The organism is Methylocystis sp. Uni0008 (genome assembly GCF_056838045.1).
In genome coordinates this window covers 89,882-101,491 of record NZ_JBXEJH010000003.1, presented here as the reverse complement: position 1 = coordinate 101,491, position 11,610 = coordinate 89,882, and the positions used below count along the sequence as shown (strand labels likewise).

The 11,610-nt window shown below is 60.0% G+C and carries 10 protein-coding genes and 1 pseudogene; 5 read left to right on the top strand and 6 right to left on the bottom strand.

Annotation, left to right across the window (positions count from 1 at the left end):
* Positions 1–7: 7 nt before the first annotated feature.
* The 3 genes from AC0X69_RS22280 to AC0X69_RS22270 all read left to right on the top strand — a co-directional run bounded on the left by AC0X69_RS22280 (position 8) and on the right by AC0X69_RS22270 (position 4,131).
* The gene (locus tag AC0X69_RS22280) at positions 8–889 is read left to right on the top strand and encodes a TniB family NTP-binding protein (RefSeq protein ID WP_482613872.1); all 882 of its coding nucleotides are present in this window, start codon (positions 8–10) and stop codon (positions 887–889) included.
* Positions 886–1,755: a TniQ family protein gene (locus AC0X69_RS22275; protein WP_482613871.1), complete on the top strand. Its 870-nt coding sequence runs from the start codon at positions 886–888 to the stop codon at positions 1,753–1,755. The genes AC0X69_RS22280 and AC0X69_RS22275 overlap by 4 nt, the downstream gene beginning before the upstream one ends.
* Before the next feature lie 1,698 nt (positions 1,756–3,453).
* Entirely contained in the window at positions 3,454–4,131 is a 678-nt protein-coding gene (locus tag AC0X69_RS22270) for a hypothetical protein (RefSeq protein WP_482614046.1), read from the top strand.
* Between the two features lie 287 nt (positions 4,132–4,418).
* Here AC0X69_RS22270 and AC0X69_RS22265 read toward each other — a convergent pair whose 3' ends face one another.
* From AC0X69_RS22265 to AC0X69_RS22240, 6 genes and pseudogenes are all read right to left on the bottom strand, one after another.
* Positions 4,419–5,579 carry a cation:proton antiporter domain-containing protein gene (locus AC0X69_RS22265; protein ID WP_482614045.1) on the bottom strand — a complete coding sequence of 387 codons (1,161 nt, stop codon included), beginning with the start codon at positions 5,577–5,579 and terminating at the stop codon, positions 4,419–4,421.
* Between the two features lie 280 nt (positions 5,580–5,859).
* Positions 5,860–6,036: pseudogene (locus AC0X69_RS22260) on the bottom strand (transposase); the annotation flags it as partial.
* A gap of 224 nt (positions 6,037–6,260) precedes the next feature.
* On the bottom strand, positions 6,261–6,839 hold the full coding sequence (locus tag AC0X69_RS22255) for an NADH dehydrogenase ubiquinone Fe-S protein 4 (protein ID WP_482614062.1): 579 nt from the start codon (positions 6,837–6,839) through the stop codon (positions 6,261–6,263).
* A gap of 439 nt (positions 6,840–7,278) precedes the next feature.
* Complete coding sequence (locus tag AC0X69_RS22250; RefSeq protein WP_482614044.1) at positions 7,279–7,425, bottom strand: hypothetical protein; 147 nt, start codon at positions 7,423–7,425, stop codon at positions 7,279–7,281.
* Between the two features lie 233 nt (positions 7,426–7,658).
* The gene (locus tag AC0X69_RS22245; RefSeq protein WP_482614043.1) at positions 7,659–8,531 is read right to left on the bottom strand and encodes a YfdX family protein; all 873 of its coding nucleotides are present in this window, start codon (positions 8,529–8,531) and stop codon (positions 7,659–7,661) included.
* A gap of 76 nt (positions 8,532–8,607) precedes the next feature.
* Entirely contained in the window at positions 8,608–9,363 is a 756-nt protein-coding gene (locus AC0X69_RS22240) for a YfdX family protein (RefSeq protein WP_482614041.1), read from the bottom strand.
* A 64-nt stretch (positions 9,364–9,427) separates the two neighbouring features.
* Here AC0X69_RS22240 and istA point away from each other — a divergent pair, with 64 nt between their 5' ends.
* Both istA and istB read left to right on the top strand, forming a co-directional pair.
* Positions 9,428–10,693, top strand: a complete 1,266-nt coding sequence (gene istA / locus AC0X69_RS22235) for an IS21 family transposase (RefSeq protein ID WP_482609828.1) — start codon at positions 9,428–9,430, stop codon at positions 10,691–10,693.
* Entirely contained in the window at positions 10,690–11,556 is an 867-nt protein-coding gene (gene istB, locus AC0X69_RS22230) for an IS21-like element helper ATPase IstB (RefSeq protein WP_482607322.1), read from the top strand. Before istA ends, istB begins: the two co-directional genes overlap by 4 nt.
* Positions 11,557–11,610: the final 54 nt, after the last annotated feature.

The following is an 11,610-nucleotide window of genomic DNA, read 5'->3' as shown; positions in this document are numbered from 1 at the left end:
TGCTCACATGAATGATGTAAGCTCCCATCTGACGCCGGCCGCCGCAGCGCTTCTTTCGGAAACCGACGAACGTCGCATCCGCGCAATCAAATCGCGCCGGTGGGTGCTGTATCCGCGGGCGAAACAGGCGCTCGATCGGTTGGGGCTCCTACTCGATCACCCTCGGGGAACGAGGATGCCGTCCGTTGCGATTTATGGCGACAGCGGCATGGGCAAAACCATGATCATGAAGCGATTCCGTGACGAACACCCGCCGGGCTTCAATGCGGTCACAGGAGCGCTCCGAACGCCTGTGCTCGCGATGGAGATGACCAGTCGACCTGGAGAACGCCGCTTCTATGCTGAACTGCTCACGCTTCTCGGCGCGCCACAGCGCCCCCGCGCAGACATTGCGCAGATGGAGCAGTCTGCATTGCGGATCATGGAGGCGATCGGCGTCCAGGTGCTCGTTATCGACGAAGTCCACAATATTCTCGCTGGCTCCTATCGCGAACAGAGGGTCGTGCTGAACACCCTTCGATTCTTGAGCAATCGCCTTCAAATCTCGCTTGTTTGCTTTGGCGTCAACGAAGCGCGCGAAGCCATCAGCGGTGACGTTCAACTCGCCCGCCGGTTTGAACAGTTCACGCTGAACCGTTGGGCGGCGGATGAACAATTTGAATCGCTCGTCGCGTCCATTCTGCGCAACACGCCGCTACGTAATCCTTCCGTGCTCAGCCCGAAATCATTGCGTTGGATGCTGCAGGTGACCGAAGGCATCACGGCAAACGTCTTCCATTTGATCAACAGTCTCGCCGTCGAGGCGGTTGAAACTGGAAGAGAGCAAATCTGCGACGAGGCCGTTGAGAGTTGGCGGCCGGAACTCGATATGGAAGCGGCGTTCGCATGACGCCGAAACTTCCTCGTTGCGGCCAACTGCCGGTCGTGCTTCCACCCCTGACGGATGAGCTTTTGTCGTCATGGATCTGTCGGCACGCCGTCTTTTATGGCGTTCCGCCTGTCACCATGCTTCGGCATTGTCTGGCTGACGCTTCGGCGATGCGCGCGATCGATCTCCGCCTGACCGCCGAACAAGCCGCTCGCATAGCTCACGTGTTCAGAACGGACGCGACCGTCGTTCGGCAAATGAGTTTTGCAAAATTGTCCCCAGAGTCGCATCGATGGATCGCTGCAAAGTCAATGCAGTTCTGTGCGAATTGCTCGTGTCAAGCGAATTCGAATGGGCCAGAGCCTGTGCGACGAAGTCAACTTATCGGATGGCGTCTCACTTGCGTACAGTGTGGTTCGCCGCTTATCGATAGCGACAAGCGATCAACCCCCTCCCCCTTCGCGGCCTATTGGACTGACGCGTTCGAAGGCCAACGTCTGATCGACGATGAAGTAGAACGCGGCGTTCGAACCTGGGCGTCGTCAACGGAGCTGGCGCGCCTCCTATTGATGCGACGCAATCCACGAACAACGCATTTGAAACGCAGCGGTAACATCCGGCTGCTTGGCGCCATCGTTCCGGAAATCGACGCCGTCGTGGACGGTGAGATCTCACTGCCTTCCCCGGCAAACCCGATCCTACCACTTTGGCTGCGCCCGGCGCTGCTCGCGGGAGTATCGATCGTCGAACGCCAGGGACCGGCCATGCTGGTATGGCTCCAATGCAACACCATTGGTCAAAACCGCACACGCTTTAGCGAACTCGCCGCGACCATGCTCGGCAGTCCACCCGAGACCACGACATTATCATTATTGCAGCATAATTGATAATATCTCGCCAAAAAATTCTCAAATAAGCTGCAGTAACGTGCGCGAACCAGCGCATTCTTGCAATTTAGTGCAACGCGACACCCGACACCCGGCGCGAACTGAAGCATCAAAGATCACCCAGCGCAGACAACACGCGGCGCAGTGCTTCCGTGTCCACATCTGCGTCGAGCGACAAGCGCGCGCCATTCGGCAGGCTAACTTCCATCACACCGCGCCGCAGGCTCTTGCGCGCCCCCCGCGCTGGCGTGGCGGCCCATCTTCGCGACCGGTAACGACGACGGCGCCAGAGCCGAGAGCCGAGCTCACCAGAGTTGGCTTCAACTCCAGCACCTCAACGGCAACGAAGGTCTGTGCGGCCGCGGTCTCTTTCGCCGGCGCGCGCCGACGATCCAGCCAGCCTTCGCGCGAACGCCGTAGCCATTGAAAATCAGATTGGCGTTCAATCCGCGCTAGACGACGGAGCCCTTTTTCCATGGCCATGTCTCGGCCTTCGCTTTTTTCGGCGGCGTTCCGCTTTCGATTCTCTACGACAATCTGAAGCTCCCGTGGCGAAGATACTGGGCGACGGCAAGCGAGGCTCGCCGTCACATCCGAACCGATCCGCAGCACAATGTCCGCTATGACGATCTCGCAGGACGCGCCGGCCGTCGAAGGAGCTGGCGCGCTCGCCGTTGTCGGCGCGAGTTCAACAAAAGACCGCCCGGGTCGGCACCTCCGCCTTGCTCGGCGCGTCGCGCCGCCACCTGAAATGCCGCTGCGGCGTCTCGCCTCCGCCGCCGACGCCTCCGCAACGATACGATCCTTCGCTGTAGCGACCATAGCGGTCCGCGCGGGACTCGCTTCAAAAACTCGGAACGTTCAGTGTCCAGACATATGTTCAGACTGCAATCGATCCTCCCAGCGGAGATATCGATCTTCACACGTCGTAGCCGCCGTCGCTACACGGCGTCCGGTGGACGCTTACGATAATGTCGCGGCTGGAGATTCCCCAATAAGCTGCAGCAACGCGCGCGAACCGGCGCATTCTTGCAGTTAAGCGCAAAGACAACCTTGTCTTCCTCTTATGCCACGCATTGCTCACATTCGGTGCCTCGCCTGCCGCGCGACAATCAGCATGAGAGTCCGTATTGCCTCACGTACATTGTCGCGCCATACCTCGCCCGGCGAACAACTGACACCGCGCCTACTGAGACGGACCAGGAACAGATTCGCGCAACCGGCATCGAGACCTCACGGTCAAGCCGGGACCGCGGGAGCGACGGACTGGCTGTGCATGGCTTCCCGGTGACCCCTCATGAGGGGCGTATCGTCGCCGCCCTCGCCGATGGTCTTGTCGAACGCTGCGCCTAGCGCCAGCAAGGACGTAAGAGACGGCGACCGCTGTTCGACAATGGCGCTCCTTGAACAGCAGGAGTTTAGTCACTCCGTATGCGTAATTGCTGCCCGACGCGACGCGCTTTCGTTCTCCTGTGCCATCGATGCAATTCATTTCTTGCGTCGCATCGAATTGATCCCTTGGCGAGCGGTTTGCGTGTAGCTTGTGGGCGCGCAAACCTCGGATTATTTTGGAATGCATCACAACCCCGCATGCGGACGCTTCATCGACCGAGTTAGGTCGCTAGACGCCGCCCGGTGAATTAAAAACTTCGGATCGGCTAAGCGCCATAGCCAGGTAGAGTCAGCGGAGGCCCCGAAATGACGAACGTTCAGAACCCTGCCGAACAACAGAATAAGACCGTCGTCACGAAGGAAGACGAAAACGGCCTGATGACGATGCTCGAACACGGATTGAAAGAAATCGCCACAGAACCCCCGGAGGTGTTGCTTCTCGATGTCGTTAAGCTAGAGTTGCCCTACATTCTCATGCTGGTCATGGCGGCGCTCGGAATCGGAATCACTATCTTCACGGGAAAGCCATCGCTCTTTTTATGGGAAATCGTAACGCCCCTTTATTGCGCGATCTGCATCAACGTCGGCTGGCGCCGCGCCGAAACTCGAGAGAAGCGCGTCGAACTTGTCTGGACCCAGATACTACACTGGTTCGCCGTTCTGGTCGCGATGGGGCTCGTTCACTCCGATTTGGTGCGTGGCGTGGTAGACAATAACGCCATCGGCCTCAATCTGATGACCATTCTTGCGCTAGCCACTTTTGTCGCTGGCGTTCACGCAAAAGCGTGGCAAATTTGTCTCGTCGGAGCGGCTCTCGCGCTTTGCGTTCCCGTTATGGCCTTTCTCCATCGATCCGCCTTCTTGTTTACAATGATCGCGATCAGTGGCCTCATCATCGCGGGCGTGATGATCGGCGCAACGACCTATGTCCAGAGACGCAAGGCCGAGCAATTGTCAGGCGCGAGCGACGTAAAGGTCGCTTAATCGCCCACACTTGAACGTGGCGAGGCGACGCTCGATGAGGGGCGACCGCGCTCACGCTCAGTACCACGACACTCCGCCGCTTCATAGCGAGGGCACCCCTTCCGGCGGCGCAGGCATGCAAAGGCGCGCCCTGGATCATTCGAGGAGCCCCCACCTCGAACGAGAGGAGACGCCTCTCGAAAAAGGGTATGGAGTTGTCGGCGCGGCTTACTTCGTCACACAAACCCAGGCTCCAACGCCGACCTGTAGTTCCATCACAATCGTTTGATACGTGACCTTTGCGCAACCTATTCAGTACCGGCCCATTTTACCAAAAGGCTCGCTCCAAGCATGCTGATCCCTAGTGCAAGCAAGAGGGGGCCTCCAAAACCAGACGTAATAAAGCCGGAGGCCATCGAGGCCGACAGGAGCAACAGTCCAAACTCGCCGCCGTGCGCGAGGATGGCGCCGGTCCGCATCGCCGTTCCTACCTGTTCACCGAACAAATACAGAATAGCTGTTACGATCAAGAACTTTCCGATTATGAGGGCGCAAAGCCAGATCAGAACGGTAGGCCAAACCGCAGGGAGGGTCGAGAGCTGTAACTGCGTTCCGATGCCTATGAAGAAAATGCCAACAAACAGATCTCGAAACGGTCGAATTTCCCTCTCCACCACATGGCGCGCATCGCCTTCGCTGATGGTCATCCCAGCCGCGAAAGCGGCTATTGCAGGCGAGAGCTTAACCGCGACTGCGGCGATAGCCGCGCCGAGCGCGACAGCCAGGGCAAGAAGTTGTGCCAGTTCCGAGTCGCCGCAGTCTGCGATCCACCTCGCTAACCATTGCAGCGGTCCTCGTGCCGCGAAAAGCACGGCGACCAGAGCGCCAGCGCCTCCGAAGAACGCCAACAACCCATGTCCATCGCTACCTGTTACAGCATCCTGGAAGAGGAGGAACGCCACCGCACCTAGATCTTGAAATAGGAGGATGGCAATCGCGATTCGACCGTGAGGGGAGCCTAGCGAGCCCGCTTTGGTGAGCACCTTGAGGCAGAGAGCCGTTGAGGACATCGACACAGCACCGCCTACAAGTATCGAAGGGATGAGATGAAGGCCCGTAAAAACATCCGCAATTCCTGCGACGAAGATTGTGGTGAGCAAGACCTGCGCTGCGCCTACTCCGAATATTAGCCGCCTGAGCGAAACGAGCTTCTCCAACGAAAACTCAAGGCCAAGCGTGAACAGAAGCAGGATAACCCCGATCTCTCCGATGGCATTAAGCGCGCCACTTTCGGCGATCAACCCTAAGCCGGTCGGCCCCATCAGGAGCCCTGTCAGAACATAACCGCTAATGCTCGGCGCGCCGAGCCGGGAGCATAGGGTAACCAGTGCGAACGCGCCGCAGACGAGCAGCGTTGCAGTTTCCAAAAAGCCGGTTAATCCCTGCATCGCCTTGTTCCTTCGGATCATGGCTACGTGAACCGCCAACTGACCCGAAATTCGAAGGACAGGCGATTCCGGCGGAGACGCCCTGCCGGAGCGAGCTAGATGTTTGATCCTGGGCTTCGATGGCACAATCGCCTTCCAGCACCGAAGGATACGCTCTGGCCCAGATTCTCCACGGAGCGCCCGCACGACAGAGGCCGTGCATCGCTAGTCGTGTCTGGGCAGCGCTCGCTGATCAAGGGGCGAAGGATGCCATTCCGGATGCGGCCGGTCTTCGGCCTTCGCGCGCAACTTGTGTAGCAATATTGCCCTGCTTTGATATCCTGCCAAGTCGATCTTTCCCCACTTGAGTTCTTTCGCGGGACTAAAGGCCAAGCCAGGCCCCAAACTGCCGCCCTGATCGAAACGACTTGGCGGCGCCCATGCTTGCAGCCATACCGCTTGCCTTTATTGGACCTGTACTCGGAATAGTTTCAACTCGTCCTGTCGTGGCGGTTCGAGAGACCTTGCAGCGTTTCGCCGTCGAGATATTTCCGTTCGACCCGACGTTTGAATTCGACGCTATAGTAGCGGTGCTTCATCGGCCTTCGTTCTTCGAATGGCCGGCAAATCAGTCAATGTTACGTGGGCCCCTATCCGCCTCGAAGGACCCGCTCAAAACACCTATCATGATTTATCCCGGTGAGGCCCTACAGAATCAAGAAATCATCTCTCCGACCGCTTGCCCGCCGCAGTAACAACCGTCCATGCCGGAGGATCCGAAACCGGAAAGGACTCTCGGTCTGCCTGGAGAACTGGGTCGAGACCAGCGTCTTCCCGCGAGGAGCAAAAATGCCGGGTGTCCTCGGCATTGACCCTGCGGTGCAGCCGACGGTCCAATGTCGAGCGGTCATCCGTTGGGATGCGGTGCGCGACGTCTGCACCCCTGTATAGCCGATGCGCTTCATGCCCGCGCCATGGGTTGTGGTGACGATGCATTGGCGGGTCTTCGCGTACGAAATAACGCCAATCCTGGCGTTCCGCGAACTCAACTGCGCTATCCCGATCCGGAAATAAGAGTCGGATCACCCGGTAAGGGTCGTCGCTCGCCGTCCAGCCCATCAGAGGCTCGATCTGCAGCGGTCGTGTCGGCTCGAATTCCAGCACCCAACGACGGGGCCGTGGCGCCGATGTCATCGCTGAACGTGCCGGACGGTAGATGGTTGCACTCGGCACATCGTGCGATCGCGTATTCGTTCCGGGCATCTTTGGTGGAAAGTGCTGCCGGTTATGACCGCGCATCATTGTCGCTCTCCCTTCGAGTTCTTCGCACCCGTCCGGCGTTTTCAATGTCATCAAGTCGTTCCATGCGCCGAGTTGCGCTGAATTGCAGAAAGGGCTTCGCTTTCCTCCTGCAAGCCGATTGCCTGATAGGCTATAGATTTCTCTTTTCTCCTTTAGCAGGCCTTTAGCGGGGGAACCCGTCCTCCTTGCGAAGCTCGAGCCGGTCTCTCGGTTCAGCAAGGTTACCGTCAGATAAATGTGACCACGGCGCCGAGAAAGACCAAGTTTATCTTCTGGGGTGAAAGGAACGGCCTGGCCTCGAGCCAAACTGACCCCTTGGGCGGCGCGCGGCAGACTCGATCGTGTCGATCGCGAGTTTTGGCAGCCATTCGCGGCCGAGAATTCAGCGCCTTGGTTTTAAATTTATCAAGCCTCCTTGAGAATGGCGGCGTCGACGAGATCACGAATGCTGAGTGCGCCCGCCGGCGCCGTCCCGCAGGTCAGTTCGCGCCACATGGTTGTAGACGGCATCGAGATAGTCCTTGATCAGGTCGAAATTGAGCGCGCGCTGTTTACGCACTGCATCGTCCGTCGCGGGCGGAAGCAAGGCGTCGATCCGCTGTGGCCGCTTCAACCGGTGTTGGTGGCGCAGTCTCGACAATTCGCGGCCAACCCTTCTCGAGTGCCAGCGCCTTGCTGGAGGCGGCACCAACACGGACATCGAGCCGCGCGAGATCCATTTTAGTTGATTCTCGACTTGCATCTTTCTTTAAAGGCTGGGTGCCGGAGCACAAAACGCAGGCGGGAGGAAGGGCGGTCCCGCGCTGCATCGATGGTGCGTCAGAACAGTTCTGTGATCTGTTCCTTGATCTTGTGGAACCAGCCTTTGCCGCTCTTGCCACTGCCAGATTTCTGCTCGATCTCTTTGATCTGCTCATAGATTGGCCGGAAGTCGCCCTTTTTGCCGTAACCCAGCAACTCCGCCATTTGCAGTTGATTGCGGACTTCGCCGAGTAGCTGGGCCAGCCGCTGCTCTTCCTGCTCCGAGCGCTTGTCGGTTTCCGCCAAGGGCTCTGCCTGCGTGAGCAACAGCCGCGCGCGCAGCACCGGCAGGGAGATAATGTCGCTGGTTTCGACCAAGGTACCGAGCACGGCCTGCAGCGCCGCCCTGGCCTCGTCGATCTCATCGCTGTCGATCAACGGCGCCACCGCCTTGATGGCCTGCGGATAGGTGACCAGGGGAATGTTCGTCGTGGTGATCACGATCTCGCTCGCTAGGCCGGCGAGCAAGCGGCGCGCCGTTTGCACCTCGTCGTTCTTGAGAGCGCGTAGCGCCTCATCGATCAGGTCTTCGATGACCGCCGTGCTGGCGAAAAGGTCGTGCACAACGGTATGAACCTCAACGGGGGCAAGCGCCAACTCCGGGTCGCGGGCTAAGATCAGCTCGAGCTTACCGGTCACCTCGGCAAGCGCTTGCAGGGCACGATCCGTATCTTTTCTGTCCAGCGCCGCGAGCGCTTCTTTGGTTTGCTTCAGCGCTGCGACAGCTTCTTCGAGAGTTTTCTTACGTTTGTCAGCGGTCTTCTGCTCCACCTCTTTCTGCACCTCCGGTTGTACCGCCGTGGTGACTTCCGACTTGGGCTCGGGGACGGCGGGCAGTGTGACGGACGGCCGCTCTTGCGTCGCCGTGGTTTGGGGTTGATCGCTCATCATCCATCCTCCTCACGCCATGTTTGGCTTCATGCTGAGATCCACGAGCCCGTGATCGGCTCGTGAATCCGACGCTGCGTCAGAACAGTCCAGAGACCTGCTTTTTAATCTTGTCGAACCAGCCTTTGCCGCTCTTACCGCTGCCGGATTTCTGCTCGATCTCTTTGATCTGCTCATATATCGGCTGGAAGTCGCCTTTTTTGCCGTAGCCCAATACTTCGGCCATTTGGACCTGCGTGCGGACTTCCGCCAACAGCTTGGAAAGCGCCTCGTTATCCTTTTCGGTACGCTTGTCATTTTCCACGAGCTTTTCAGCATCTTTCAACAGAACGTTTGCGCGCAGGACGGGCAAAGGCAATGCCAGCTCGGTAACCACCAACGTGTTCAGCGCCGCTCGTAGCGCGACCTTGGCTTCGTCCACCTTGTCCGTGTCGATCAGACGCGCGGCAGACTTGATAGCTGCCGGGTAGCTCGACAGCGGAAGATTGCTGGTCACGAGCACGACCTCGCTGGCTAGATTGGCCACCACCGGCCGGGCTTTCTGCACTTCGCCGTCGCCCAATTGCTTGCGTGCTTCTTGGATGGCCCTTTTGACGGCCTCGGGTTCCACATAGAGATCATGGATCACGATGTGCGTGTCCACTGGCGCCAGCGCCAGTTTCGGTTCGCGCGCCACAAGCAGTTCGAGCTTGCCGGTGGCCAACTCGAGCGCCGCCAGTGCTTCCTTGGTCTTGTTCTCATCGAGCAGCGCCAGCTGTGAGTGCCGGTCGTAAACTCCCCAAATGTGCCGATTGAAAAATCCCCAGTTTTCGTGACGCCCGGCCTTCCAGGGCATGCCCTGGAAGGCCGGGCGGCGCCGACTCGCCGATGCTGCTCCCCTTGGCGGAAGGGAGGGCTCGGTGATCAAACTCGGGGAAATTGTCATGATCCTGGAATTACATCGTCAGGGCGTCTCTGTGTCCGCGATCGCGCGCCAGCTCGGAATCGACCGGAAGACCGTCCGCAAGCACATCGCCGCGGGGCTGACGGCGCCCAGCTACAAGGCGCGGCCGCCGCGCGAACGCGCGATCGCAACTTTCGAGGCCTATCTGCGGGAGCGCCTCGTCGCCTATCCGGCGCTGAGCGGCCGCCGGCTATGGCGAGAGATCAAGGATCGCGGATATGCCGGCGGCTACACTGCGGTCACCGACTTCCTGCGCGAACTTCGGCCGCCGCGCTCGAAAGGCTTCGAGGTGCGCTTCGAGACGCCGCCTGGCGAACAGGCTCAGGTCGACTTCGCCCGCTTCGATGTCGAGTTCCTCGACGAGCTCGGCGTCAAGCGGATCGTCTGGCTCTTTTCCATGGTCCTGGGGCATTCCCGCTTCATCTGGGCGCGCTTCGTCCTGCACCAGGATATGCAAAGCGTCCTACGCTGCCATATGGCCGCCTTCGAGGCGCTCGGCGGCGTCCCGCGCGAGATCCTCTACGATCGCATGAAGACGGCCGTTATCGGGGAAGACCCGGATGGCCTCGTTGTCTACAATCGCGCGCTACTGGATCTGGCGCGCCATTACGGCTTTCAGCCGCGCGCCTGCAAACCCTACCGCGCCAAAACGAAGGGCAAGGTTGAGCGGCCCTTCCGCTACATCCGGGAAGACTTTTTCCTCGGCGGCGCCTTCCGCAATCTTGATGACCTGAACGCCCAGCTCCGAATCTGGCTCGATACGATCGCCAATCCGAGGGTCCACGCCACGACCAGGCGCGTCGTCGATGAGGCTTTCGCCGAAGAGAAGGCGTCGCTCAAGCCGGTGCCGTCGACGCCCTATCAGGCGGTGCTTCGGCTCGAGCGGCGCGCGTCGCATGAAGGCATGGTCAGCGTCGGCGGCAATCTCTACAGCGTCCCGGACACGACCCGGCGACGCGTCCTTGATGTCCATGTCTTCGCCGACGCCATCCGCATCTTCGAGGACGGCGAATTGATCGCCGCCCATGCGCCGCTCGAAGGCCGCGGCGAAAAACGTCTCGATCCGGCGCATCGCAGAATGCCGTTGCAAGCGTATCGTCGCCGGCCGCCCGACGCATTGCCGTCCCTCATGCTGCGCGCCGGCGATCACGCCGCGAGACGCCCGCTGGCCTTCTATGACGCGGTGGGGCGCCGGCTGGCGATGCAGGGAGGCTCACGATGAATGCAACGCCCTCCGCCGTCATCGACCGCGTCAAACGCAATCTCGTCGGCCTGAGAATGCCGCGCGCCCTCGAAATCCTCGACATCACCCTGCGCGGCATCGAGCGTGGCGAGACTACGGCGCTCGACGCGCTCGACATTCTGCTCACCGAAGAACTGACGCTACGCGAGAACCGCCGCGTCCGGATGGCGCTCCAGATGGCGCGCCTGTCCGCCGTCAAGACGCTCGCCGGCTTCGACTTCGCCTTCCAGCCGTCGCTCGACAAGAGCCGCGTCATGGCGCTCGCCGAATTGCAGTTCATCGATCGCGCCGAAGCGGTTCATCTCATCGGACCGCCCGGCACAGGCAAAACCCATCTCAGCCTGGCGCTCGGCGTCGAGGCGGTTAAAGCCGGCCGCAGCGTCTACTTCGCCTGCCTCGCCGACATCATCACAACATTGGCCAAGGCCGAACGCGAAGGGGCGCTGCGGGAGAAGATCCGTTACTTCTGCCGCTTCTCGCTGCTGATCGTCGACGAGATCGGCTATCTGCCGGTTACGCCCGGCGGCGGCAATCTGTTCTTCCAGCTCGTCAACGCCCGCTATGAAAGGGGCGCCATGATCCTCACCTCGAACCGCGGCTTCGCGGAATGGGGCGAGATCTTTGGCGATCCAGTCGTCGCCACGGCGCTCCTCGACCGTCTCCTGCATCACGCCGTCGTCTTCCAGATCGAAGGCTCGAGCTATCGCCTGCGCGAGCACGCCGACCTCTTGCCCGAACATGTTCGGACGAAAGCCAGCATCCAACCCGCGCCAATCCCGCCGACCCTGCGTCGTCGCGGACGCCCGCCAAAAAACGGAGGCGCCGATCAAGACCTCGGCTGATCGCCACGCCCGCCAACTGGGGAATTTTACTCCGGCGCTTCTGGGGAAATTAAC

Bases quoted from the DNA above. Each gene is read 5' to 3' on its own strand.
- AC0X69_RS22280 (WP_482613872.1), top strand. From the start codon at position 8: ATGAATGATGTAAGCTCCCATCTGACGCCGGCCGCCGCAGCGCTTCTT.
- AC0X69_RS22275 (WP_482613871.1), top strand. From the start codon at position 886: ATGACGCCGAAACTTCCTCGTTGCGGCCAACTGCCGGTCGTGCTTCCA.
- AC0X69_RS22270 (WP_482614046.1), top strand. From the start codon at position 3,454: ATGACGAACGTTCAGAACCCTGCCGAACAACAGAATAAGACCGTCGTC.
- AC0X69_RS22265 (WP_482614045.1), bottom strand. From the start codon at position 5,579: ATGATCCGAAGGAACAAGGCGATGCAGGGATTAACCGGCTTTTTGGAA.
- AC0X69_RS22255 (WP_482614062.1), bottom strand. From the start codon at position 6,839: ATGATGCGCGGTCATAACCGGCAGCACTTTCCACCAAAGATGCCCGGA.
- AC0X69_RS22245 (WP_482614043.1), bottom strand. From the start codon at position 8,531: ATGATGAGCGATCAACCCCAAACCACGGCGACGCAAGAGCGGCCGTCC.
- AC0X69_RS22240 (WP_482614041.1), bottom strand. From the start codon at position 9,363: ATGCCCTGGAAGGCCGGGCGTCACGAAAACTGGGGATTTTTCAATCGG.
- istB (WP_482607322.1), top strand. From the start codon at position 10,690: ATGAATGCAACGCCCTCCGCCGTCATCGACCGCGTCAAACGCAATCTC.